The organism is Saccharopolyspora phatthalungensis (assembly GCF_014203395.1).
GTDB classification, from domain to species: domain Bacteria; phylum Actinomycetota; class Actinomycetes; order Mycobacteriales; family Pseudonocardiaceae; genus Saccharopolyspora; species Saccharopolyspora phatthalungensis.
On sequence record NZ_JACHIW010000001.1, the window covers coordinates 3883671 to 3908097 of the forward strand.

At 67.7% G+C, this 24427-nt stretch carries 25 protein-coding genes; 20 read left to right on the forward strand and 5 right to left on the reverse strand.

Annotated features, from left to right (window positions below):
- Positions 1-185 precede the first annotated feature (185 nt).
- Positions 186-362: a hypothetical protein gene (locus BJ970_RS17885; protein ID WP_184727300.1), complete on the reverse strand. Its 177-nt coding sequence runs from the start codon at positions 360-362 to the stop codon at positions 186-188.
- Positions 363-517: 155 nt separating this feature from the next.
- Between BJ970_RS17885 and BJ970_RS38910 the strand changes: the two genes are divergently transcribed.
- The 5 genes from BJ970_RS38910 to BJ970_RS17905 all read left to right on the forward strand — a co-directional run bounded on the left by BJ970_RS38910 (position 518) and on the right by BJ970_RS17905 (position 4107).
- Positions 518-649, forward strand: a complete 132-nt coding sequence (locus BJ970_RS38910; RefSeq protein ID WP_281399449.1) for a hypothetical protein — start codon at positions 518-520, stop codon at positions 647-649.
- An 8-nt stretch (positions 650-657) separates the two neighbouring features.
- The gene (locus BJ970_RS17890; RefSeq protein WP_184727301.1) at positions 658-837 is read left to right on the forward strand and encodes a hypothetical protein; all 180 of its coding nucleotides are present in this window, start codon (positions 658-660) and stop codon (positions 835-837) included.
- Positions 827-1252 carry an Imm1 family immunity protein gene (locus BJ970_RS17895; RefSeq protein WP_184727302.1) on the forward strand — a complete coding sequence of 142 codons (426 nt, stop codon included), beginning with the start codon at positions 827-829 and terminating at the stop codon, positions 1250-1252. Before BJ970_RS17890 ends, BJ970_RS17895 begins: the two co-directional genes overlap by 11 nt.
- Positions 1253-2004: 752 nt before the next feature.
- Entirely contained in the window at positions 2005-3417 is a 1413-nt protein-coding gene (locus BJ970_RS17900; protein ID WP_221467215.1) for an NsdA family TPR-like regulatory protein, read from the forward strand.
- A 345-nt stretch (positions 3418-3762) separates the two neighbouring features.
- The gene (locus BJ970_RS17905; RefSeq protein WP_312864302.1) at positions 3763-4107 is read left to right on the forward strand and encodes a TauD/TfdA family dioxygenase; all 345 of its coding nucleotides are present in this window, start codon (positions 3763-3765) and stop codon (positions 4105-4107) included.
- Positions 4108-4148: 41 nt separating this feature from the next.
- On the opposite strand, the gene BJ970_RS17910 is transcribed toward BJ970_RS17905, so the two are convergent.
- Together BJ970_RS17910 and BJ970_RS17915 are read right to left on the reverse strand one after the other, a co-directional pair.
- Positions 4149-5162 (reverse strand): hydroxymethylglutaryl-CoA lyase-like TIM-barrel protein, encoded by a 1014-nt coding sequence (locus tag BJ970_RS17910; protein ID WP_184727304.1) that lies wholly within the window; start codon positions 5160-5162, stop codon positions 4149-4151.
- Positions 5163-5207: 45 nt separating this feature from the next.
- Positions 5208-6362 carry an alpha-hydroxy-acid oxidizing protein gene (locus BJ970_RS17915; protein ID WP_184727305.1) on the reverse strand — a complete coding sequence of 385 codons (1155 nt, stop codon included), beginning with the start codon at positions 6360-6362 and terminating at the stop codon, positions 5208-5210.
- A 199-nt stretch (positions 6363-6561) separates the two neighbouring features.
- Here BJ970_RS17915 and BJ970_RS17920 point away from each other — a divergent pair, with 199 nt between their 5' ends.
- The 3 genes from BJ970_RS17920 to BJ970_RS17930 all read left to right on the forward strand — a co-directional run bounded on the left by BJ970_RS17920 (position 6562) and on the right by BJ970_RS17930 (position 9082).
- Positions 6562-7008, forward strand: a complete 447-nt coding sequence (locus BJ970_RS17920) for a Fe(II)-2OG oxygenase family protein (RefSeq protein WP_184727306.1) — start codon at positions 6562-6564, stop codon at positions 7006-7008.
- On the forward strand, positions 7008-7892 hold the full coding sequence (locus tag BJ970_RS17925) for a hypothetical protein (protein ID WP_184727307.1): 885 nt from the start codon (positions 7008-7010) through the stop codon (positions 7890-7892). Before BJ970_RS17920 ends, BJ970_RS17925 begins: the two co-directional genes overlap by 1 nt.
- A gap of 458 nt (positions 7893-8350) precedes the next feature.
- The gene (locus BJ970_RS17930; RefSeq protein ID WP_184727308.1) at positions 8351-9082 is read left to right on the forward strand and encodes a Clp protease N-terminal domain-containing protein; all 732 of its coding nucleotides are present in this window, start codon (positions 8351-8353) and stop codon (positions 9080-9082) included.
- Positions 9083-9152: 70 nt separating this feature from the next.
- On the opposite strand, the gene BJ970_RS17935 is transcribed toward BJ970_RS17930, so the two are convergent.
- Positions 9153-12755, reverse strand: coding sequence for an indolepyruvate ferredoxin oxidoreductase family protein (locus BJ970_RS17935; RefSeq protein ID WP_184727309.1), 3603 nt, complete (start codon positions 12753-12755; stop codon positions 9153-9155).
- 8 nt (positions 12756-12763) lie between these two features.
- Here BJ970_RS17935 and BJ970_RS17940 point away from each other — a divergent pair, with 8 nt between their 5' ends.
- The 5 genes from BJ970_RS17940 (at position 12764) to mshB (ending at position 16719) form a co-directional block, all read left to right on the forward strand.
- Complete coding sequence (locus BJ970_RS17940; protein ID WP_184727310.1) at positions 12764-13213, forward strand: Lrp/AsnC family transcriptional regulator; 450 nt, start codon at positions 12764-12766, stop codon at positions 13211-13213.
- A 477-nt stretch (positions 13214-13690) separates the two neighbouring features.
- Positions 13691-14866 (forward strand): helix-turn-helix domain-containing protein, encoded by a 1176-nt coding sequence (locus tag BJ970_RS17945; RefSeq protein WP_184727311.1) that lies wholly within the window; start codon positions 13691-13693, stop codon positions 14864-14866.
- Positions 14867-15022: 156 nt separating this feature from the next.
- The gene (locus BJ970_RS17950) at positions 15023-15175 is read left to right on the forward strand and encodes a hypothetical protein (RefSeq protein WP_184727312.1); all 153 of its coding nucleotides are present in this window, start codon (positions 15023-15025) and stop codon (positions 15173-15175) included.
- A 273-nt stretch (positions 15176-15448) separates the two neighbouring features.
- The gene (locus tag BJ970_RS17955) at positions 15449-15784 is read left to right on the forward strand and encodes a GNAT family N-acetyltransferase (RefSeq protein ID WP_184727313.1); all 336 of its coding nucleotides are present in this window, start codon (positions 15449-15451) and stop codon (positions 15782-15784) included.
- Between the two features lie 110 nt (positions 15785-15894).
- On the forward strand, positions 15895-16719 hold the full coding sequence (gene mshB / locus BJ970_RS17960; protein WP_184729185.1) for an N-acetyl-1-D-myo-inositol-2-amino-2-deoxy-alpha-D-glucopyranoside deacetylase: 825 nt from the start codon (positions 15895-15897) through the stop codon (positions 16717-16719).
- A gap of 14 nt (positions 16720-16733) precedes the next feature.
- Here the strand turns inward: mshB and BJ970_RS17965 are convergent, their stop codons facing one another.
- Positions 16734-17237 (reverse strand): RidA family protein, encoded by a 504-nt coding sequence (locus BJ970_RS17965; protein ID WP_184727314.1) that lies wholly within the window; start codon positions 17235-17237, stop codon positions 16734-16736.
- Between the two features lie 342 nt (positions 17238-17579).
- On the opposite strand from BJ970_RS17965, the gene BJ970_RS17970 reads away from it, so the two are divergent.
- The 7 genes from BJ970_RS17970 (at position 17580) to BJ970_RS18000 (ending at position 24408) form a co-directional block, all read left to right on the forward strand.
- Positions 17580-18254 carry a TetR/AcrR family transcriptional regulator gene (locus tag BJ970_RS17970; protein WP_312864303.1) on the forward strand — a complete coding sequence of 225 codons (675 nt, stop codon included), beginning with the start codon at positions 17580-17582 and terminating at the stop codon, positions 18252-18254.
- Between the two features lie 195 nt (positions 18255-18449).
- Positions 18450-19670 (forward strand): NRAMP family divalent metal transporter, encoded by a 1221-nt coding sequence (locus tag BJ970_RS17975; RefSeq protein WP_184727315.1) that lies wholly within the window; start codon positions 18450-18452, stop codon positions 19668-19670.
- A 7-nt stretch (positions 19671-19677) separates the two neighbouring features.
- On the forward strand, positions 19678-20439 hold the full coding sequence (locus tag BJ970_RS17980) for a LamB/YcsF family protein (RefSeq protein ID WP_184727316.1): 762 nt from the start codon (positions 19678-19680) through the stop codon (positions 20437-20439).
- Positions 20439-21050, forward strand: coding sequence for a 5-oxoprolinase subunit PxpB (gene pxpB, locus BJ970_RS17985; protein WP_184727317.1), 612 nt, complete (start codon positions 20439-20441; stop codon positions 21048-21050). The genes BJ970_RS17980 and pxpB overlap by 1 nt, the downstream gene beginning before the upstream one ends.
- Positions 21047-21919, forward strand: coding sequence for a 5-oxoprolinase subunit C family protein (locus tag BJ970_RS17990; protein ID WP_184727318.1), 873 nt, complete (start codon positions 21047-21049; stop codon positions 21917-21919). The genes pxpB and BJ970_RS17990 overlap by 4 nt, the downstream gene beginning before the upstream one ends.
- Positions 21916-22698: a putative hydro-lyase gene (locus tag BJ970_RS17995; protein WP_281399450.1), complete on the forward strand. Its 783-nt coding sequence runs from the start codon at positions 21916-21918 to the stop codon at positions 22696-22698. The genes BJ970_RS17990 and BJ970_RS17995 overlap by 4 nt, the downstream gene beginning before the upstream one ends.
- 123 nt (positions 22699-22821) lie before the next feature.
- Positions 22822-24408, forward strand: a complete 1587-nt coding sequence (locus BJ970_RS18000) for an alpha/beta hydrolase (protein WP_312864304.1) — start codon at positions 22822-22824, stop codon at positions 24406-24408.
- Positions 24409-24427 lie beyond the last annotated feature (19 nt).

Consider the following 24427-nt stretch of genomic DNA (forward strand, 5'->3'; position numbering starts at 1 on the left):
GCCACGGAACGCCCACCGGGACCCCACCCACCACCCAAGCAGAGTTAGCGATTTCGCGCGAAAGGGGCTATGAAGCAGTGGCCCTTCACGCGGCACCTGGCAGGTGGGTCCGAGCTGAAACCGGGGGAGCAGTTCCAGCGGAAGATCATGAACCTCTTCCCGGTCCACCCGCCGCTCTCCGTCAGTCAGTTCCGGTTGGTCACCGTGAGCGCGGCTAGTGTCTCATCACGATTGGTGATGTAGTCGTAAAACTCCACAGGGCTCTCGTACATCGCAAGCAGATTCGCCAGCATGTCCCGTTCCTCCGAAGTAACCGGGATCTTCCTCTTGATCAGGCTGGCGCACATGACATCGATCAGCATGTCCAAGTCACCGACATCGCTTGGTGGGGTCGACGCGCGGCAACGGCGCCGCAACCGTGCCCCGCCACGCCGGGGGACGGCGGCCAATTGGGTGGAAGCAGTTGATCAGATGCGGTGAAGATCGTCCGTAGCGCCCTGTTTCGGTCGGGGTGCTGATGAGCATCGGGGGCGTGGGCGACGATGTGGGGGCGATAGCCGCGAAACTGCGCGCGGTGCTGGCCGTGCTGCTCCCGGCGATCTTGCAGCAGGCGGGCGAGCTGATCGACGACGCCGGAATTGTGTTGTAGCGGCGCAGATGCGACCAGGCCAGCACGAGACGATCCTCCTGGACCGGCCGCCATGCGGCCTCGACGAGCAAGAGTGGCTACGGTGCAACCAGCAGCTACCGCGGTTCCTGCCGCCGGTGGCCGTGCTGAACGTGGTCACCAGGGACGGCACCACCTACAGCTACGAGGGGATACGTGATGCGGATTGATGTCTGGTTCCGAGCCTTCAACCTGGGCGGAGCCGAGCAGCACATCACTGTCGACAACGTCGACCAGGTGCGCGCGCTCGTCGACCAGCTTGCCGATGCCGACGCTGGATCGGCGGTCATCACCCATAGTGACCGGCCGCTCTGGAACGAGCAGGGGCCCGATCACGAACTCGTTGTCGCGGTCGCTACCGACGGCCGTGCCGCGCTGAGCTACTGGGACCAGGACACCTCGCGGCACTACAGCCGTGGAGGCAGTGAGCCATCCGGCGGTTGGGAGGATGAGGACATCTCACCCCCGGCCGATGCGTGGGTGCAACGCAGCGAGCTTGAAGGGGCGCTCGCCGAGTTCCTGCGCTCAGCACAGCGACCGAATACGGTGCAGTGGCAGCCAGACCCGCTCCCGCTGACCTTCTGATCAATGACGAAAGCGCCCCGTACTCCTCCACTGGGGCAACCTCTCCGCCGAGGGGCACATCATCGACTGGGAGGACTGGGGCGCTGCGCCGCGCGGGCACGATGCCGCGACCCTGTGGCAGTCGGCGCTGCCTGATCCCCAGATGGCCGCGCGGGTTCAACAGGAGTTCGCTGCTGATCTTGAGACCCGTTCAGGCAAACTCGCGCAACTGTTGCAGTGCGCGAACGCGATCCGAGTTGCCGCCCGTAGCGGAGCCCCGACACCGCTGTCTGAACCCGCGCGGGCGGCTGCGGACGTTCTGCTTGCTGAGCTACGGGGTGCGTGAGCCTACACCGACGTAGCCCGCCGCCCGTTCCTCGGTCCGAGCTCTACGCTCCGCTGGCGTGCGGCGTCGTAGTACTGCCCGCCCTTCCCGCTCTCCAACATCGCCGCGTCGCCGTTGGGTGTGAACCAGCGGCCGTGGGTCTTACCTGGCCTCCGCGGCGGCGGAGACGTGGGCAGTGCCATGGCGATCATCGTCTTCGTCCGCGCCGACGTCTCCAATCCCCAATGGTGCTAACCCCAATGGGGATTGACAGCGCGGTGGCAGACGCGGCTGACTATGGTCGACCGCTGGGGTGGTGCACGGCATACCTCGACTGAACGGGCGTAACGCCATGACCCCGGACGAGCACTTGTCCGTCAATGGAAGGCGAGCCATGAATGGTCCGGGACAACGCTGCCGGTGCTGCGGCACTGTGCTGCGTGTCGGCGTGAATGACCCGTTTTGCGGACCCTGCGCCCGCGCCGCCGGGTTCCGCAAGCCGATCCCGGCGGGCTCTTACGATGACGCGGACCTGCGCGCTGCGTTGGAAACCTATGACTTCGGAGCGGTATTCGCCGCCGTGCGGCAGCACACAGGTTTGACACAGCTCCAGCTCGCCGACCTGCTCGGCTTGTCCCAAGGCCGGATCTCCGCTGTCGAGCGGGGCGAGCGTCGTCTGACCCACGTCAGGACGGCCGCTCGGTTGGCCACCGTCCTGCGCATCCCGGCCTGCTTGCTCGGATTTTCCGCCACCCAAACCGGCATGACTGATAACGTGCATGTCAAGGAGGTGAGTTGGTTGGAGCGCAGGGACTTTCTCTCCCTGGTCACGGCTGCCACGTTGGGATCCAGTCTGAATCCCGAACTTTCCCGGCTGGGCTCGCTGTTGCCCAGCCAGGTCGAGCCGGTGACCCGGCCCCGGATCGGCGCGGCCGACATCGACGCGATCGAGGCGATCACCGACGGGTTCCGCCGCTCAGACTCCGCCTACGGCGGTGGGCTATGCCGCGCCGCAGCCGTCACACAACTACACCAGGTGCGCCGCTTGGAAGACGCCCTCTGCTCGCCGGAGATCCGCACCCGACTGCTGGTGGCCATCGCCGACCTGGCCGGCACGGCAGCGTGGATGGCCTACGATGTCGACGATCACGACGCCGCCCGCCGCCTGTGGGCCTACGCCCTGGACACCACCCGCCGCGCCGACGACCACCCCCGCGCCACCGACCTGACAGTCCACGTGCTGCTGGACATGACACACCAAGCCCTGCACCTCGAACGCGCAGATGAGGCACTGCGCCTGGTGCAGCTCGCCTCGGCGACCGCCGCCAACCGCAGGCACCCGGTCAGCACAGTCACCCAGGGCTGCATTTCCTCGGCCCTTGGCTGGTGCCGCGCCGCGCTCGGCGAGCCAGAGCCCACCCGCCGCGCCCTCGGGCAAGCCCAAGAGACCTACGCCGCCGCCGATCGGGCCACCACATCGCCGTGGACATCGTTCGTCACCGACGCCGAGATCAACGGCCGACAGGGCTACGCCCTATACCTGCTATCGCTGTCCCGCCCGGAGTTCGCGCCCCAAGCCATCGAAAAACTGACCAGCTCAACCACCGCGTACGGCGCGGAATACGAGCGCACCCGCGCCATGGGCCTGCCTCCGCTGGCCTCGGTGCAGTTCCAGGCCGGCGACATCGACGCCGCGGTGGCCACCGGCTACGACGCGGTGAACGTGATCACCGGGCTGACCTCCACCCGCGGCTATGCACGGCTGCGCGTGTTGGACACCGTGGCCGCACCGCACAGCGGCAAATCCGAAGTCGCCGACCTCCGCGAACATATCCGCACCGCGATCACCACAGCCGCCTAGCAGCCGCGGAGGACACTGAGCTCTGGACGCAGCGCCAAGTCGTCATTCCGCCCGGCCTGGGCGGGGTTTGCGATTTCGCGCGCGGGAATGGGCTGCCAGCAGCAAGGGCTACTGGCGGATCGCCGGGTCGCCGGGGCGCCCATCCTCCAACGGGCGCTGCCCAACATCTACTGGGACGACCTTGGTCTGCTGGGACTACGCAACACCTGGCAGAGGCTCAGAAAGGCGGCTTGACGAACCGCCGGATCCGGGCCCGCATGTCCGGTGCTGTGCGAGGAGGGTCGGGCGACCCGCCCCTCCTACTCGATTTATTGAACAAGATGCTTAAGATCGGGGTGGTGGCGGGTGAAGGAGCAGGAGAGCCCAATTTTAGGCAAAATCGGGAAACTTCGGAGCCTTGTCAGCGCGTTCCGGTTGCGACGATCGCTACCCGGGGTAGTTCGGCTGGACGATCATTGCGGGACCACGGTCGTGCGGTTCTCGGTCAACAACATCGTGCGTGACGACAGCGACCCCGTCGCGACGCTGCAATCGGATTGGCAACGGCTCTTCGGCGAACAGCACATCGCGATCGGCTATCAGCGCAATGACATGCTGGTGTGGGACAACTGGCGCTTGCTACACGCGCGCAACGCGTTCGAGGACCCGCGCCGCCACCTGCGTCGCATCCACATCGCCGAACCGACGTAACGGGATCCGGGAACGCCGTTCTCCTGGTGGCTGGGGCGATTTCAATGGGAATCAGCAAGTGTCGATTTCCATTGAAATCGCCCGTGCGCATCGCGAAGGTACTCGGCGGTGACCTCCATCAGTTGGCGGGATGGCCGGATCGGGTCACGGCGGCCGACCTCCCGGACCAGGTCCGGCAGCGGCACGTCATGGCTGTCGGCGATCTCGCGCGCCATCTCCAGCCGCTCGGTGTGGAACCGTCCTTCCCCGATGGCGATGTCCAGATAGGAAACTCCGCGGTCGCGCAATCTGCGGCCGGCTATCAGTTCCTCGGCGCGCCTAGCCAGCAGGTCGCCATCCACGGCACTGAGAAAGCCGTTGCGCTGCGCGGCTTTGACGAGTACTTCGAGCTGCGCGTTGCCGGCGCTGCGGCCGGCCCCACGAAGCGTGCCGTCGACCATCACGGCACCGCTGTCCAGTGCCTCCAGTGAGTTCGCGACGGCCAGGGAAGTGTTGTCGTGGCCGTGGAATCCGGTAGCGATGCCGCGTTCATGCAGCGACCGGGACAGGTGTGCTACCTCGGTCGGCAGCATGCACCCTGCGGAGTCGGCGGTGTAGAACACATCCACCCCGGCGGCGCAGGCGTCCTCGGCGATGCGGATCGCTTCGGCAGCCGAGACCGCATATGTCTTCATGGCGTTGAAGGTGACCAGCGGGACACCGAGGTCCTTGCTTCCTTCCGCCAGCGGCAGGATGTCCGCCGCCTCGGTGATGTTCGCGGCCAGGCGGACACAACCGGCGCCGGCGGCGACCGCCCGCGCGATGGTCTCCAGGCAAGCACCCGGGTAGACCATGATGGCCACGGTGGTCCGCGGGGCGGCCTGCGCCACCGCGCTGACGTAGTCCTCGATCTCCAGGTCTGCCCACGACGGAGCACCCCGGTCCGCCACTTCGAGATAGTGCACCCCGGCTGCGGAGAGCTCGCTTGCGATCTGGACGGACTCGGCGAGGGTGAGATGGGTTTCGTACTCGACTTCGCGCAGCGTGCAGTCCACGAGGCTGACCGAAGCGGGCATGGTGGTTCCTCCAGCGATTTCTATGATGGGGCCGGCGGGGCGAAGTCAGCGCAGCGCGGCGCGGCCGAGTTCGGCGGGGCTGCGATACCCGCAGAGCCCGAGAGTGATGTCCAGGTCGGCGAGCAGGCTGCGCAGTACGTGGCGCACGCCGGCTTCACCCGCGTGCGCGAGCCCATATGCGCAGGGGCGACCGACCAGCACGGCTTTGGCGCCCAGGGCAAGGGCTTTGATGACATCGGCACCGGTCCGGATCCCGGAGTCGAACAGCACGTCAACCTCCGCGCCGACGGCGTCGACCACCTCGGGAAGCATGTCCAACGCCGCTACCGCGCCGTCCACCTGGCGTCCGCCGTGGTTGGAGACGACGATTCCGTCTGCTCCGCAGCCGACGGCCCTGCGCGCGTCGTCGGGGTGCAGGATCCCCTTCACCACGATCGGGCCGGACCAGTGATCGCGCAAGAAGGCGAACTGCTCCCAGCTCTTGCTCGCGCCAGTGGGCATCCGCTGCCACTCCTGGATTGCCGCGGTCGGGTCCTCTTCGGGGGGCCTGGCGAGCCGGGAGCGGAAAACGGGATCGGAGAACGGGATCGCCATGTCGACGCCTTGCCTGGACGGGGAGTAGCGCCGGTCCATTTCGTGCGGGCGCCAGCCGCGGATCCAGGTGTCCACAGTGACCACCAGCGTGGAGAAGCCGGCACGCTTGCCGCGGTCAAGGATGCTGGCGCAGATCTCGCGGTCGCCGGACCAGTACAGCTGCATCCACCTCGGCGCGTCCCCGTTGGCGGCGGCGACCTCCTCGATCGACCGCGACGACGAGGAGGAGAGCACCAGCGGCAGTCCGAGTTCCGCTGCCGCACGCGCGCTCGCCAGTTCCGCGTCCGGGTGCAGGATGGATTGGACCCCGACGGGTGCCAGCAGCACGGGCGCGGGCATTTCCATGCCGAGCACCGTCGCGCGCAGATCTCTGCGGTCGGCGTTGCGGAGCACCCTGGGCACGATCCGCCAACGCTCGAACGCCGAGCGGTTGGCGCGCACAGTGGAGCCCGTTCCGGCACCGCCGGCGACGTAATTGTACGAATCGGCCGGAACTTCTGCGCGAACAGCCTCTTCCAACGCGGCCAGATCTGTGGTGAGAGGCGGCGTTTCTCCGGCTGCGTCGAGCTCGAAGATTTCCCGCTGATATGCAGCGAACCCGGTCATGACGGCCAGTCTGCCCAATCCTCGGCAGAGGGCACACCACAACGCGCCAACATCACGCATCCGGCGCAACAAATAGTGATCCATGTCGTGGATGTGCCCGATTTTCCTACCACGAAAGGATTGTCGAGCTCGGCAATGCACTCGCCTCATGCCGCACGGGGTGCCGTACATCATGCAGCGACACCCACATGGACCATTGTTGGCCGTGCTTCCCGGCGGGCACGATTGGCTCAAGCACCTGGACCACGGAAAGGCGACCATGACGTCCGTGCTCGATACCTTGGCGAATCAAGGCTGGGCAGTGATCGACAGCGCCGATCTTCCGGAGCGGACGTCCGCGCTGCTTCGCGAACGCATCTGGCGCTGGGTCCCGCCGGTCACCTTCGGCGGTGCACCCGACATCGCCCGCGCGGTGTCCACAGGCGACGGGAGGATTCGGTGGCGGGTAGACACTCTCGACGTCGACGAGCCACTGCGTGCCGTGGCGAGCGAGTTCGACGAGTACCTGTACTCCCACCCCGATGCGATTGACTTCCTGCTGCCCACCGACAGCGTGCTCATCTGCGACAACGAACGCGCGCTGCACGGCCGGACCTGGTTCTCCGACCCGAAAAGACTTGTCCTGCGAGTCAGGTTGGTCGTCTGATGACGCCCGGCGGCGCACTTCTCGGGCTCGCCATCGACGTGCCCGTCTCGGGACGGGAGGCCGACGACTGGCGCGCTCGGAACATGGCAGAGCTGCTGCTCGCGGCCCGAACCTCGGGCGACCCGTCCCTGGTATCGGCGGTCGACGATTTCGTTTCCGCGTTGCCGCCCGTGTACTCGCGATTCGCCGACCGGCTTCGCCGGATGCGCGGGTTCCTCGCTGACGCACCCGCGAACTATGTGCGGGATCGCATCCAGGACCCCGCTCCGCCGTGGCCGAGACCGGCCGTCCGCGCTCGCGCGGTGCAGCTGGCGCGCTTCGTTGACGGGTGCGCGCCGGAGGGGTGGGACGAGCAACAGTCCGAACCGGCCAATGCCGCGGAAGTCTCCGCAGAACTGGATCGCAACGCACCGACCCGCGTGCTGGGCCGCACCGGCCACCGCTGCCGCGACACCGATCTTCCCGCCGAGCTCGTCTGGCGGGAGTGGTTGGTGGACAACGACGTTCCTACGCTGATCGTGGTGCAGTTCGGCGAGGGCCTGGTCGTCGCCGAAGCCGTGGCGATGGCTTGCGAGTTCATCGCGCTGGCCGATACCGGCACGAGCGCCTTGTACCGGGAATCGCTGCGGCGGCTGGCGATCAACCGCCTGCGAAGACTCCCGTGGATCTCGGAATGGGGTGCGCGAATGCTGCCGGGCTCACCCACGATGGCGCAGGTCGTGCGATCGGCCGCCGTCGACGAGTTCGCGGCGCTGCCCGCCCTCGCCGAGGCATACATCGCCGGGCCATTCGACCTCGCCGACCGGGGCTTCGACCATCCGCTGATCCCGCCGGTCCTGCGCTCGGCCTTGGTGGAGAAGTTCCAGATCGTCAGGTCCCACTAGCGGCGGGTAGGGCGGGCACTGGGGATGATGTGGTCGTGGACATGAGTCAGCGGGACGAGCTCCTGGGGGTGGCGGCGAAACTTGAGCGACTTGCTGCCGTTTCGACGCGTGGCGATTGGCGGGTTGGCGGGTTGCTCGCCACTCGGCCGGAGGTTGTTGCCGACCTTGGTGGCGGGCATACGGAGCACATTGCCGAGGCACGGGCGGGTAGTGCGCGGTGGATCGCCGCCCTTTCGCCCGCCCTGGCAGAGCCTCTTGCCGCTTGGCTTCGGGCAGCCGCTCGGGTTGAGCAGGTGGATGCGGCAGCGTTGGCGTTCGCCCGGGCCCTTCGCGGTCGGCTTCCCGGGTAGTTCTGGGCCCGGGTGGTGTTTCTAGCCCCCGCACGGCCGGTACGCTGGCCGCAGTGGTGTCGTCAACTGCTGGTTGACGTGAGGGCCGCGTCAACCTATGGTTGACGTATGGTTGATCCGACTGGGATTTCCCGTCAAATTCGCCTCGACGATCTGATCGAGGCGATCAAGAAGGCGCACAGCAACGCCCTCGAACAGCTCTCCGACGCCGTCATCGCGGGCGAGCACCTCGGGGAGGTCGCCGATCATCTGATCGGTCACTTCGTCGACCAGGCCCGGCGTTCAGGTGCCTCCTGGACCGATATCGGCAAGAGCATGGGGGTCTCGAAGCAGGCCGCTCAGAAGCGGTTCGTTTCGAAGGGCGACGCGGGCGGTCTCGACCCGAGGCAGGGATTCGGTCGGTTCACCGATCGGGCCCGGAAGGTCGTCGTGCTGGCGCAGGGCGAGGCGCGTACCCGGGGCAACTCGGAGATCGTGCCCGCGCACCTGGTGTTGGGGCTGCTTGGGCAGCCGGAGGCGCTCGCCGCGAAGGTGATCATCGCGCAGGGCGTCGCGCTGGAAACCGTCCGGGACGCCGCGGTCGAGGCGTTGCCACCGGCGGTTGACGATGCGCCGCAAATCGTTCCGTTCGACGGTTCGGCGCGCAAGGCGTTGGAGCTGACCTTCCGGGAAGCGCTGCGGCTGGGGCACAACTACATCGGCACCGAGCACATCCTGCTCGCGCTGTTGGAGCAGGAGGGGGGCACCGGTGTGCTCTCGGGCCTCGGCATCGAAAAGGCCGCTGCCGAAGCCAACATCACCGCCGCCATCGCCGCAATCATGGCTCAACGGCAGCAATGATCGCCCCGCACCGCCCGCCGCGCGGCGGGCGGTGCGCCATCGGCAAGATCCGCGTCGCCCGTCCTGGCGGTCAGCATTCGGCCGCCGCGGCGACCGCGACCGGCGGGGCCGACAACGTTTTGCGCAGTTCGGCCTGCCGTTTCCGATATGTCGCCACGTTCGCGAGTTTGATCTCCTCGTAGCCCCGGACGAGGTCGGGTAGTTCGGCGAGTTCCAGCGCCGCCGGGTGCTCCGGGGTTTCCAGGGCCTGACTCACCGCCGCCCGATACTCCTCGATCAGGGCTCGCTCGACCCGGCGGACCTCGGCGTAGCCGAACGGGTCCAGGCGGGTGCCGCGGACCTTCCGCGCCGCCCGCAGCAGGCGTAGCACGTGGCGGAACCACGGGCCGAGACTGATCTTGCGGTTCATACCGAGCGCGCGGAGAACGGGCGGGTGCAACCGGAAAGCGAACCTGGATCCCGCGCCGAACTGGGCTTCGATGTCGGCCAGCAGCCGCTCGTCCAGCGAGAGCCGGGCGACCTCGTACTCATCCTTGTAGGCCATCAGCTTGTACAGGTTGCGGGCCACCGCTTCGGTGACAGCGTCGATGCCGTGGCCGCGCACTCGCTCGACGAACTCCGCATAAGCCTGCGCGTAGTTCTCGTCGTGGTAGTCGACGAGATCGGGAATCCGGATGTCCAGCAGCCGCGCCAGTTCGGAGCCCTCCGCGGCGTTGACCAGCGCGCGTACTCGGCGCGCCGCGGCGCTGGGCTCGCTCGGCGCCGCCGGCGGCGCAGCGATCTCGGCCTGTAGCGAGTCCGGGTCCGCCACCGCCTGCCGGCCACGGCGGAACGCCTGGATGTTGACCGCCACGGCGGTGCCGTTGAGCTCGATCGCCCGCTCGATGCTCTCGGCCGACAACCGCAACGAACCGCACTGGTAGGCCGCGCCCACCTGCAGGATGTTGGCGAACTGGTCGTCGTCGAACAACTTCTCGGCAAGACCGCGGGCGTCCAGGTAGAACGCTCGCGCGGTGGCATCGTCGAGAGTGGACCGGATACCGGGCTGCGCCGGGAACGAGACGGCGGTGTCCACGACCATCCCGCCGGTCGGGACCTCGGTGGTGGACACCACCGCCGTCGTCCGTTCGGGATCCGCGGCGGCCAGGTGCACCGGGTCGGCCGCCACCAGCAGGTCGCAGCCCAGGTAGAGATCGCATTCCCCGGTGGCCAGTTTCGGTGCCTGCGCAACGGGTTCCGCGGTGATCTTGAGGTCGGATACCACCGCGCCGCCCTTCTGCGCGAGGCCGATCTGGTCGAGCGTGCGGACCCGCCGGCCGTCGATCACCGCCGCCGTGGCGAGGATCTGCGTGACCGTGACGACCCCGGTGCCGCCGATGCCGGTGATGCGGACATTGAAGTCGCCCGCCCCGCGCTCGGGCTCGGGCAGCGCGTCGGCGCTCAGCTCGCGGAGCCGACGCCGCGACCTGCGGCCGCTGGGCACCACGGTCAGGAACGACGGGCAGTCGCCGGCCAGGCACGAGTAGTCGACGTTGCACGAGGCCTGGTGGATCTGGGTCTTGCGGCCGAACTCGGTGGCCACCGGCTGCACGGAAAGGCAATTGGACTTGCTGCCGCAATCCCCGCAACCCTCGCAGACCCGCTCGTTGATCAGCACCTTCTCCGGCGGGGTGGACTGCTTGCCCCGGCGGCGCTTGCGTCGCTTCTCGGCCGCGCATTCCTGGTCGTGGATAAGCACCGTCACCCCCGGGACGGCGGCGAGTTCCTCCTGGGCGCGCAGCAGTTCATCGCGGTGCCGGATGTCGATGCCCCGGGGCAGCTTGCCGCTCAGCCGCTTGGGAGCATCACTGGTGACGATAACCTTGGCGACGCCCTCCAACAGCAGCACCTCGGCCAGCCGCGCCAACGGGAGAGCGCCGACCGCGTCCTGGCCGCCGGTCATCGCCACGGCCGAGTTGTGCAGCAGCTTGTAGGTGATGTTGACCCCGGCGGCGACGGCGGCGCGCACGGCGAGGCTGCCGGAGTGCGTGAACGTGCCGTCGCCGATGTTCTGCACGAAGTGCTCGGTGCCGACGAACGGGGCCATGCCGATCCACTGGGCGCCCTCGCCGCCCATCTGCGTGATGCCGACGACGTCGCCGACCTGGTCGGAGTCCATGAACAGCGCCATGGTGTGACAGCCGATTCCGGCGCCCACCACCGTCCCGTCCGGCACCTTCGTCGAGGAATTGTGCGGGCAGCCCGAGCAGAAGTACGGCGTGCGCGCCAGCAGCGGGACGGCGATGCGTTCGCGACGGCGGCGTTGCTTCCAGGCGTTGATCGGCTCCACCTCGCCGTGCGTGGTCAGCCTGTCGGCCAGACCCCTGGCGATCCGGTCCGGGTCGAGCTCGCCGAGCTCGGTGAACAGGGTCCTGCCATCCGGCCCTTTCTTGCCGTGCACCGGGGGAGCATCGGGGCGGCCGTAGAGGATTTCCTTGATCGCCGATTCGAGGAACGAGCGCTTCTCCTCCACCACGACGATCTCCGCCAACCCGGTGGCGAAGTCCCGGATGAGCTGCGGATCGAGCGGGTAGATCGCGCCGAGCTTGAGCAGCCGGATCCCGTAGCGGGCCAGATCCGCGTCGTCGAGGCCGAGCGTGCGCAGGGCCTGGCGGATGTCCAGATAGGACTTTCCGGCCGCCACGATGCCGATCCGGTCGTGCTGCCCCGAGCGCACCAACCGGTTTACGTCGCTGTGCCGCAGGTATTCCACCGCCAGCGGCAGGCGGAGGTTGTGCAGGCTGTGCTCCAGGGTGGCGAGTTCGGGGCCGAGCAGGCGCGCGCTCGGGCGGTGCGAGTACGGCTTCGACTCGGCCGGGATCTCGGGCGCGGTCCAGGTCGGTGTCACGACCGCGGTCCCCGCCGCATCCGCCACGTTGGCGACCACCTTCATCGACGTCCACAAGCCGCTGGCCCGCGACATCTCCACCGCGTGCAGTCCGAGATCGAGCAGGTCCTGCGAGTCCGCCGGGAAGAACACCGGCATCGCCAGGTCCGCCAGCGCCGCCTCCGAGGCCGCCGGAACGGTCGAGGACTTCGCATTCGGGTCGTCGCCGATCAACGCGACCGCGCCGCCGCGCGGATTGGTTCCGGCAAGGTTGGCGTGCCGCATTGCGTCGCTGGCCCGGTCCAGGCCCGGTGCCTTGCCGTACCAGACGCCCACCACCCCGTCCGGGCGCTGCGTGCCGAGCCCTTCGGTGAGCTGGCTGCCCATCACCGACGTGGCCGCCAATTCCTCGTTCAGGCCGGGCCGGTGGATCACGTCGTGCTCGGCGAGCAGCTTCGCGCGGCGGGCCAGCTCCAGGTCGAACCCGGCCAGCGGCGAGCCCTCGTAGCCGGAGACGAACGCCGCCGTCCGGTGCCCGCAGCGCCGGTCGTGCCGGATCCGGTCGAACAGCAACCGCACCAGAGCCTGCACACCGGTCACGTAGATCTCGCCCGATTCCCGTAGGTAGCGGTCGTCCAGGGAGAAGGCGGCCATGTCGGGACTCCTTTGGTGCGGGCACGCGGATCGTGATCGAGGCCACTTCAGCCGATGGTCAGTGTTCTGCACAACAGCGCGCCCCGCAAAGGCGGCAAGCACGCAAAATTCGGTGGTGCAGGCCCTATCCGACGCCCGAATTTTGCGTAACATCGCTACTCATGGCCGACACGACGCTCGATGCGACAGATCACGAAATCCTGGCACTGCTGCGCGAGGACGCGCGGCGGACGCTGTCGGACATCGCCTCCCGGGTGACCCTGTCGACGGCCGCCGTCAAGCGCCGGATCGACCGGCTGCAGGAGGTCGGCGTGATCCTCGGCTACACCGTGCGGGTGGATCACGCGAAGCTCGGTTGGGGCGTGGAAGCCTTCATCGAGCTGCGGTTCCTGGGAACCAGCGGCGTCGAAGACATCATCCAGACGACGACCCGGATGCCCGAGGCCCAGGCGGTGTTCACCATCGCGGGAGATCCCGACGCATTAGTGTGGCTGCGCGTCCGCGACATGGCGCACCTGCAGCGCACCATCGACGAGATCCGCCGGAGCCACCGGGTCACCAGCACCAAGACCCTGATAGCCCTCGACTCCTGGGAACGCGGCCGCCGCTGAACACGACATCTAGCCCAGCGTTCCGGCATCACGGTTACGCAGCTCGCCTCCTACGGCTCCAGCAAGCAGATGAGAAAGCCAGCAAAGAAGCGGTCTGCCAAGTCGAGGCGAGGCGCGAAGCCTGAAGACGCCAACCACGATGAAATCGAAGGTGGCGAAATCGCCGGCAGTGTCGCTGATGGATGGTGGCTCGGTCGCGCAGTAAACCGCCAAAGGAGTGGCAATTCTGTCGGCGTCGTGAACGCAAACGATGCAATGTCTTCGTGGCTGATTCCTTCGGGATCGCCGAAAAACACTCGCGGAACGCACGTTTTCTCCGATCGGTAATGCATGCGTCCGGTTGCGTGGGAATGGATGGAACTGCAAGCGGGGGACCAGTCCGTGAGCGCAGCGTAAGTGGACGCTTGCGGACTTGCCTGAAGGTGGGATGACCATGGCGGTTACCTCCCGCTTAACGCGCCGGTACCGTCATCGGCCATGAGCGGACAGTCACTAGGTGATCGCATACGGCAACTACGAGGCGACCTCTACACCCAACGGGCACTCGCCGACCGCGCACAGATCAGCGTGGAAGTCGTCCGCAATCTAGAGCAGGGTAAGCGAAACACTGCCAGCGTTGCGACGCTGCACAAACTTGCGCGCGCGCTCGACGTGACTTTGGCGGAACTCCTTGTCCCGGCGACAATTCCCGAGCACGACCAAGACGAAAGCGTGACCGCGCTGCGTCATGCCGTGAGTCTGGCAACTACCCCCAAGGACAAGCCACTGACGATCGAGGAGGCGAAGCACGCCGAGATCGCGGCGTGGCGCAACTACTGGGACGCTAAGCACGACGTAATAGCGCGCACATTCCCGTCGGTCATTCGCAGGCTGGAGGCGGCGCACGCGGTGGCCAATGAGCGCGACCGCTCTTCCTATGCTCAGTCCCTCGCGCAAGTTCTGTGGGCCGCGAGCCGAAGTCTGACACTGCTTCGCTATCCCGAGGCGGCACAGCTCGCGATCCGACGCGCCATCCAAGTCGGTAGCAACATTGACGATCCGTACTTCGTCGCAGGTGCTCGGCGATCGCTGGCGTGGCAACTCCTCGTGGAGGGCAGATACCAGGAGTCAATTGATCTATCGACGTCTGTCGCGCGGGAGATCGAGCCGGGGGCCAGTGCTGACGCCGCGCAGCTGAGCGTCTATGGCTCTTCCTTGCTTCAGGCGGGCAACGCCGCCGCACGGGCCGGAAATGCCGCCCAGGCACACTACTTCCTGAGCGAGGCCAACGAGATTTCCCGGCATGTCCAGGATGGCCGCTGCGATTACGGAACGCCTTTCGGGCCAAGTTTCACGGCGATGCAAAGCACGGACATCGAAATCAATCTCGGCAACTTCGGTAAGGCGTCCGAAGCCGCGTCCGCGATGCCGAACCGGGGAACCGCACTCCGCCTTCAGAGTCAATGCAGGCACGGCATCGATCGGGCGTTGATCAGTCTCAAGACCGGCAAGCCGGGAGAGGCCGTCGCCGTGTTGTCGTCTGTCAAGTCGGTGGCACCATTCTGGTTCAAGCATCAGCGGCTCCCTCGCTCGATCGTCCGGGATTTGTTGCACACGTCGGCCGCCAAGGACGACCGATTGCGTAGTATGGCTACCTGCCTTGGTGTTCGCTGACCGGCCAAATGGGTAGTCGTACGGTCCGTACCCGCCATTCATTCGCCTCCCGTCTAGCTTCATAGCTAGGACGGGAGGCGAAATCGTGTTCGGCGAACGGCGCGAAGACCCCGGGCCCCGCCCACTACGCATCCGACGCAATTCTGGAGAATGTACATGTCGCACCGTGTGTTCGCTCATGACTGCGCCGTCGTGTTCACCTGCGACGACAAAAAGTGCCAATTCACGAACGAGGACCAGGCCGTGGTGGCGCAGCACGAGCACGACGCTCACGGTCCGGCCGGGGTGGCCGCCGACGAGCTTGACTAACCAACCGCCAACCGGATCAGCGCACCCCAGCCCCGGAAATTATCCCTAACCCGACGACCAAGGCCATCCAATGCCGACGAAGATTCCACATGAGACACTGAAATTCGCATACCGGTGCAGTCACGGCAGGTGCGAATTCTCCGATCGATACTCCGACGTCGTAGCGGATCACGAACGCGACGCGCACGACCGGCAGCCCCCCGACATCCCGACCCCCAGACAGGCGCGTGGTGAGTCCTCCGGCAACTGAGGACAGATCGCGCTGCTGATCACATGCTGGGGAATCTGGAGTTGGCCGCGGTCCCGGCGCTGTTGCCCACCGGACCGCCGGGCGTCGAGATCCGGCTCGGCGGGCTCGTAATCGGGGAGCTGGACCTGCGGATCTGCCACGGCTGCCGGGTCGCTGTGCTGGAGTACATCCGCATCGATCCACGCTGCCGACGACGCGGCCTGGCCACGCTTGCCATCGAGTTCCTGCGGAGCACCTGGCAGGACTACCGGTGGAGCACCGCGCCGATCGAGCGCAGCACCGAGGCGCTGGGCTTTTGGCGCTCCCTCGATTGGACCGGACCGCTCGGCGAACCCGACGAGTGCCAACACCTGCGTTGAGTAGTGCAGCTGAGCGCCCCGCCGCCCGGCCCGCTGTGACCTGGTCGGCGGTTGCTGCCGCCTGTCGGTGGATCTGGCTAGGCTCGGTGGCCATGAGCGATCGTCGCCTGCTGCTGGTTCACGCCCACCCCGATGATGAGTCCACCGCCACCGGTGCCACGATGGCGCGCTACTGCGCGGACGGCGCATCGGTGTCGTTGGTGACGTGCACCAGCGGCGAACTCGGCGAGGTCGTTGCCGACGACCTCGCGCACCTGCGCGGTGACCCCGATGCGCTGGGTGAGTACCGGCGCGGGGAGATCCGTGCCGCGCTGGCCGAGTACGGCGACGTCCGGCACCACTGGCTCGGCGGCCCGGGCCGTTGGCGGGACAGCGGCATGGTGGGCGATGCCGGCAATGGTTCCGAGCGGGCCTTCGCCAAGGCCGATCCGGACGAGGTCACCCGGGCCATGGTGGAGATCCTGCGCGCGGAGCAGCCGCACGTGGTGGTCACCTACGACGAATTCGGCGGCTACGGCCACCCGGACCACATTGGCGCGCACCGCGCGGTGATGACGTCCATCGATCCCGCCGCCGACCCCGATTACGCGCCGGAGCTCGGCGAGCCGTGGCAGGTGCCGAAGGTGTACTGGGCGACCCTGCCGCGCTCGATCCTCAAGCAGATCGAGGAGTCGGGTATCGAGAACTTCGAGCCGTACACGGTGCCGGACGAGGAGCTGACCGCGGTGCTCGACGGCCGCGCCTTCCACGGCACCAAGGTGGCCGCCCTGCGCCACTACCGCAGCCAGGTCGATCTGGACGACGGCGGGTTCTTCGCCTCGATGGTGGCCCGCCCGGAGTTCGCGATCGAGCACTACCTCCTGGTCCGGGGTGACCGGGGCCCCGGCACCGGCCACCTCAACCGGGAATCCGACCTCTTCGCCGGCCTGGTCTGAGGACGAGGGCGCTATCAATGGAAAGCAACGCGCTGGTTTCCATTGAGATCGCCAACGGCGACGATCGCCTCGATCTCCACCAGCGCGGATGCCGGGAGTACCGGCGCCGCCAGTGCGGTACGTGCGTGTCGGCCCGCCGCACCGAGGACTTCGCGCAGCAGAGTCGAAGCACCATCGATGACGGTCGGCTGGTCCACGAACTGCGGATCGCTGGCCACGTAACCGTTCAGCTTGAGGACTTGCGCGACGTTGTCCAGACCGACGGATGAATGCAACCGAGCGAGCAGGTTCAGCGCACAAATCCGGGCGGCTTCGATTGCCTCGTCCAAGGTCGCTGAACCGCCGGCCGTGCCCGTGACGATTTTCCCGTCCGCGGCGCGGGATATCTGGCCGGAGACGAAGAGCAGGTCGCCGAACCGGGTCGTAGGTTCGTATGCGTACTTCGGTGCTTGAGCCGGGGGTAGCTCCAAGCCGAGCCGGTGCAGGCGGTCGAGTGCTTTGTCCGGTGTCGCGGTCATGCGTGTTCCGTTCCTGACTGGATTTCCTTGCGCCGAGGGACCTTGCGGGCACTGTGATGTCGTGCCCTCGCTTGACAAGTCGAGATTCCGCGTGATCGCTTCGACCGCATCGGCGTGCCCGATCTAGTTCACCAACTGGTGAACTAGGCGCCACCGTACAGCGTGATAGCGACTGCGTCCATACCTCGATGGCGACGTCGTTCGGCGGCCAGTGGTGTCATGGAGTACTGCGGTGGCAGTGGTTTCGGCTCGTCGGTGGCGGCCATGTACTCCCGTGCCAACTTCGGCTACGCTGCGCGTCGAACGTGGTCACCAAACAGTGACATAGGAGAATGGCGGCCGGTGCCGAACACGAAGACGGGGAACGCGCGGCGAAAGCGGGCGGGCACGCGCCAGGAGGCTCGTGACGACATCTTGAAGATGGCCACGAAGGAATTCGCCGACAAGGGCTACGCGGGCGCGCGGATCGACGACATCGCACGACGGACCCAGACGACGAAGAAGATGATCTACTACTACTTCGGCGACAAGGAGGGGCTGTACCGGGCGGTGCTCGAACGTTCGATCGCCAGCATCAGAGACGAAGAGCAGCGGGTGCACGTGGACGACCTGGACCCGGTCAATGCACTGCGCCGCGTGATCGAACTTACCTTTGACTACCACGAACGCGATCCGGACTTCGTGCGCCTCATGGCGGGAGAGAACATCCTGCGCGCCGAGCATCTGCAAAAGTCGGGAGTGCGCGAAGAGCTTGCCAGCCCCGCGCTGTCGCTGCTGTCGGAGATCGTCGAGCGCGGGCTGCGCGCAGGCGTCTTCCGCCAAGGGATCGACGCCGTCGACCTCCATTTCGCGATCACGAGTTTCAGCTTCTTCCGGGTGTCGAATCAGTTCACGTTCCAATCACTTTTCCAGAGCAACCCGGCCGCTCCGGGCAACCGTGAGCGACTGCGCAAACTCCTGTCGGATCTGGTGATCGGTTACGTGACGAAGAACCCGGACCCGGCGCAACGACTTTGATCGGTCCCCACGCAGTGGAGCAGCTATCCACGCAGCACATCGGCGACTCGTTGCGGGATTGTTCAACAATTCACTATGTTGACCGGAACCGCTGCTCACCCGAGATGCAACGGTCCTGCTCCCGATGCACGTTGATCCCGATGCACGTTGATCCCGGTACACGTTGATCCCGGTGCGCACGTTGAGAGGAGTGGCATGGCCGAATCGACCACGGCCGGAACCAAGCCTTCGGCGGCCAAGCGCAGAACCCTGCTGGGCGCGGTCTTCCTGATGGCCACGAGCGCCATCGGACCCGGATTCATCACCCAGACCACCGAGTTCACCATCCAGCTCGGTGCGGCCTTCGCCTTCGCCATCCTGGTCTCGATCCTGGTCGACGTCGCGGTGCAGCTGAACGTCTGGCGGGTCATCGGCGTCTCCGGCATGCGGGCGCAGGACCTCGGCAACCGAGTGGTGCCCGGCCTGGGCTACCTGATGGCCGCGCTGGTGGTCTTCGGCGGGCTGGTGTTCAACGTCGGCAACATCGCCGGCACCTCGCTCGGACTCGACGCGCTGCTCGGTCTGGACGCCAAGATCGGCGGCACCGTCTCGGCGGTCATCGCCATCGGGATCTTCCTGAGCAAGCGGGCCGGGGTGGCGATGGACCGCATCGTCATCGTCCTCGGCGTGGTCATGATCGCGCTGACCGCGTTCGTCGCGTGCTCCTCACATCCCCCGGTCGGGCAGGCACTGGTCCGGGCCGTGTGGCCGGAAGAGGTCGACTTTCTGTCCATCACCACGCTGATCGGCGGCACCGTCGGCGGCTACATCACCTATGCCGGCGCGCACCGCCTGGTCGACGCCGGCGTGACCGGCCCGGAGCGCATCGTCGACGTCAGCCGCAGCGCGGTCGTGTCGCTGCTGGTGACCGGGGTGATGCGGCTCGTGCTGTTCCTCGCGGTGCTCGGCGTGGTGGCCGGCGGTGTCACCCTGGCCTCGGCGAACCCGACGGCGGAGGCTTTCCAGCATGCGACCGGCGAGGTCGGCCTGCGGCTGTTCGGCATGATCCTCTGGGCGGCCAGCATCACCTCGGTCGTCGGTGCCGCCTACACCTCGGTGTCGTTCCTGGTGACCTTCTCGCCGAAGCTGGCCCGCGCTCGCAACCGGCTGGTCGTCGGCTTCGTGGCGCTTTCGGCGGTGGTGTTCCTGCTGCTCGACAAGGCCCCGACGACCCTGTTGGTGCTGGCCGGTGCGCTCAATGGCCTTATCCTGCCGGTCGGGTTCGGCGCGCTGATGTTCGTGGCGGCCAAGCGGCGGGACCTGCTCGGGGGATACCGGTATCCGCCGTGGTTGCTGATGGTGGGTGTGATCGCCTGGTTGCTGACGCTGTTCCTGGGATTCAATTCGCTCGGCGGCATCGCCGCGCTGTGGAAGTGAGGTGGTCATGGACCTCAACTCGGACCTGGCGGAAGGCTTCGGGCGCTGGGAGCTCAGCGATGACGAAGCGCTGCTGCACATCGTCACCAGCGCGAACGTCGCCTGCGGCTACCACGCGGGCGACGCCACGGTGATCCGCCGGGCCGTCGAGCAGGCCGCGAAGCTGGGCGTCGTGGTCGGCGCCCAGGTCAGCTACCGGGACCTGGCGGGGTTCGGCCGCAGGTTCATCGACGTGCCGCCGATGGAGCTGGCCAACGACGTGATCTACCAGATCGGCGCGCTGGCCGGGTTCGCCCGCGTCGCGGGCACCGAGGTCGGCTACGTCAAGCCGCACGGTGCCCTCTACAACGCGATCGTGCACCACGCCGATCAGGCCGCCGCCGTGGTGGAGGCCGTGCGCAGCTACGACCCGTCGCTGGCCGTGCTCGGGCTGCCCGGCTCGGAGTGGTTGGCGCAGGCAGAACGGGCCGGGCTGCGGGTGTTCCGCGAGGCGTTCGCCGACCGCGCCTACACCCCCGAGGGCACCCTGGTGTCGCGCCGCGAACCCGGTGCGGTGTTGCACGATCCGGCGGCCATCGCGGACCGCTGCCGGAAACTGGCCGCCGGGGAACCGATCGAGGCCATCGACGGGTCGCAGATCAAGATCGGTGCCGATTCGATCTGCGTCCATGGCGACAGCCCGGACGCGGTGGCCATCGCCGAGGCCGTGCGGGCGAGGCTGGTGGCCGAGGGAATTGCGTTGGAGCCGTTCACGTCGCGAGGTCTGTGATGCGTTTCCTGCGTTGCGCCGATTCCGGGCTGCTCATCGAGCTGGCCGATCTCCACGCCGTGCAAGCCCTTTACGCGGCGCTCGCCGAAGCACCGCCCGAGGGCGTGACGGATCTGGTTCCGGCCGCCCGGACGCTGCTGCTGCATCTGGATCCGCAACGCGCCGACGCGGCCCGGATCGAGGCCGCGGTGCGAGCGGTCGAGCCGCGCGACGGCGCGCGCACGCACGGCGACCTGTTGCGGGTGCCGGTCGTCTACGACGGCGCGGATCTCGCGGAGGTCGCGAAACTGACCGGGCTCACCGAGCGGGAAGTGGTGCACCGGCACACGAGTGCGGAGTGGACGGTCGCGTTCGGTGGTTTCGCGCCCGGTTTCGGCTATCTCGCCGGCGGGCCCGCCGAACTGGCGGTGCCGCGCCGGGCCGAATCGCGGACCAAGGTGCCGCCCGGCTCGGTTGGTCTCGCGGGCGCGTTCAGCGGTATCTACCCGCGCGAATCGCCCGGCGGCTGGCAGCTGATCGGGCGCACCGACCTGGAGATCTGGCGCGTCGACCGGGATCCGCCCGCACTGCTGCGACCCGGCGTGCGGGTGCGGTTCCAGGAGGTCGCATGAGTTGCCTGGAAGTCCTCGCCGCGGGTCCACTGTCGACGATCCAGGACCTGGGGCGGCCGGGCCTGGCCGAGATCGGCGTGGGCCCCTCGGGCGCGGCCGACGGCGGCGCGTTCCGGCTGGCCAACCGGCTGGTCGGCAACGACGAGGGCGCCGCGGCCATCGAAGTCACGCTGGGCGGACTCGCGGTCCGCGCGAGCCGAGACCTGACCGCAGCGGTGACCGGCGCGCCGTGTCCGATCACTGTGGACGGACGGGGCGCGGCGGTGAACTCGGTGTTGCGGATCCCGTCCGGTGTCGAGCTGCGAATGGGCACGCCCGGCCGCGGACTGCGCAGCTACCTAGCGGTGCGCGGGGGCATCGCCGTCCCGCCCGTGCTCGGTTCCCGCGCCACCGACGTGCTCGCGGGCCTGGGCCCGGACCCGCTGGCACCCGGCATGGTGCTGCCGGTCGGTCCGCCCCCGGACCGGTTCCCCTTGGTGGACCTCGCGCCGGTGGCGGCATATCCGGCCGACGAGATCGTGCTGCGCGTGGAACCCGGACCCCGCCACGACTGGTTCGCCGACAACGCGCTGACCGCCCTGGTCAGCCGGCCGTACGAGGTGACCTCGGACAGCAACCGGATCGGCATGCGGCTGGCCGGACCGGCGCTGGAGCGCAGCCGCACCGAGGAACTGCCCAGTGAGGGAATGGTCGCCGGTGCGCTCCAGGTGCCGCCGTCGGCGCGCCCGACGCTGTTCCTCGCCGACCACCCGGTGACCGGCGGCTACCCGGTGATCGCGGTGGTCACGGCCGCCGACGTGGCCAAGGCCGCGCAGGCCCGGCCCGGTCAGCGAGTCCGTTTTCGTTTCAAGACAGGGAGAATCCGATGACACAGCTGCGTGCGATGACTCCCGAACAAGCCCGCGCGGCGTTCCGTGCCGGCTTGCGGGTGCCCACTTCGGGTTACAGCGCCGGGTGGACCCAGGCGAACCTGATCGTCCTGCCGCGCGAATACGCCTACGAATTCCTGCTGTTCGCGCAGCGCAATCCGCGCTCATGTCCGGTGCTGGACGTGACCGAACCGGGGGAGACCAGCGCCTCGATCTTCGCCGGCGACCTGCGCACCGACCTGCCCGCCTACACCGTCTACCGGGACGGCGAGCTGGCCGAGCAACGAGCCGAGGTGGCCGGCCTGTGGCGGGACGACCTGGTGTCGTTCCTGGTCGGTTGCAGCTTCACTTTCGAAGCGGCGCTATCGGAGGCCGAGGTCCCGGTGCGCCACGTCGAGGCCGGCTGCAACGTGCCGATGTACCGGACGAGCCGGGAATGCCGCCCGGCGGGCCGGTTGTCCGGGCCGCTGGTGGTGTCGATGCGGCCGATCCCGGCGGAACTGGTGTCGACCGCCGTCCGCGTGACCTCCCGGTACCCGGCGGTGCACGGCGCTCCGGTGCACATCGGCGCGCCCGAAGAACTGGGGATCCAGGACATCTCCCGACCCGACTTCGGCGATGCGGTGGCGATCCGGCCCGGAGAGATCCCGGTGTTCTGGGCCTGCGGGGTGACCCCGCAGGCGGCGGTCATGCGATCCAAGCCGCCGTTCGCCATCGGTCACGCGCCCGGCCACATGGCGATCACCGACGTTCGGGACAGCCGATTCCTGGTCCCCTGACGCGAAGAGCTCGCCCCTTAACCCGAGAAGCCCGCAGTGGATTCGTGCGTTCTGCGGTGTGCCGCCGCATCTTCGGGCTGTTGACTCCAGCCAGGAGTTCGCAGACGAAGCGAGGAGGTTCGGGTGGGGGCGCTTTCCGGCCGGTTCGGCCCAGCGTTGGCCATCGCGGCAAGTGCGTTGGTCACGGGTACGACAGTGGGGGCGGCTACGCCGGCGGTTGCGCAGCCGCCGGGCGCCGTTTCGTGGGGTGAGTGCGACGACGGGGTGCTGAGCGGGGTGCCGACCGCCCAGCGGTACCTCTATCGCTGTGCGACCTACCCGGTGCCGGTCGATCACGACGATCCGAGCAAGGGCGCCGTCGAACTGGCGATGATGCGGCGGGCGGCGGCCGACCCGGACGAGAAGATCGGCTCGCTGTTCCTGAATCCGGGCGGGCCCGGGGGCCCCGGGTTCAGCCTGCCGGTGACCGCGGTGAACAGGTTCGAGCCGGCGGTGTTGAACCGCTTCGACATCATCGGTTTCGACCCGCGCGGGGTGGCTCGTAGTACCCCGTTGCGCTGCTTCGAATCCGCGGAGCAGGCCGAGGCGGTGTTGGGGCGGATCTCGTCGGTGCCGGTCACCGGCGAGCAGATCGACACCACGATGGGTGCCTACCGAGACTATGGCGAGGCATGCGGCAAGAACGCGGGCGAGCTGGTGCGCCACATGTCGACCAAGGACGTTGCGCGGGACTTGGACCTGATGCGCCAGGGCGTCGGCGATGCGCAGCTCAACTTCGTCGGCTTTTCGTACGGCACGCTGCTCGGCGCGACCTACGTGAACCTGTTCCCGGAGCGCAGCCGCGCGATCATCCTGGACGGCAATGTGGATCCGGCGCTGCGGACCGCCGACGGTGTTCAGTATGACCGAGAACGGGCACACGGCTTCGAAGTCGCGTTGGACGCGTTCCTGCGGCTGTGCGCGGAGAAGTCGCAGCGATGCGCCTTCGGCGGGGGTGATCCGCGGGCGAAGTTCGACGAGGTCCGCGACCAGCTGCGGCGGGGGCCGATCACCATGCCGGACGGCTCGGCGATGACCCTCGACAAGTTCACCGACGGCGTCAGCGGCGCGCTGTACAACCCGAAGCAGTTCCGCCAGCTCGCCACCGATCTGCAGTCGCTCTACCGCCAGCTGCACCCCGAGCACGGGCTGGCCCCGGAGGCGCTTGGCCTGCTGGGCAAGCCGACCTCGATCGGCCGCTTCGACCTGCTTTCCACCGCCGCACCTGTGTCCTATGTGGATGATTCTTACTTCGGGGTGAACTGCACGGACAAGCCGATCCCGAAGGAGCCCGGGCGAGTGCCAGGAATCGCCGCGCAGTGGGAGGCGGAGTCGCCCACCTTCGGCCGCGTGCAGGCGTTCAGCGACGTGGCCGCGTGCTCGAACTGGCCGCCGACCGACCCGGACGTGCACCGCTGGCCGTGGCGGCACCGGGCCGCCAACCCGGTGTTGCTGTTCGGCAACTTCTACGACCCGGCCACCCAGTATGAGTTCTCCCGGCGGATGGAACAGGAGTTGGGCAATGCCCGCCTGGTGAGCGTCGATTCGTTCGGCCATTGCATCCTGGGCGGCAGCGCGTGCACCGACAAGATCGCCGCCGCCTACCTGACGGACCTGAAAGTCCCCAAACCAGGCCAGGTTTGCCAACCTGACGGGCAACCCTTCGCCTGAGGCGCGGCTGTCCTGAGTG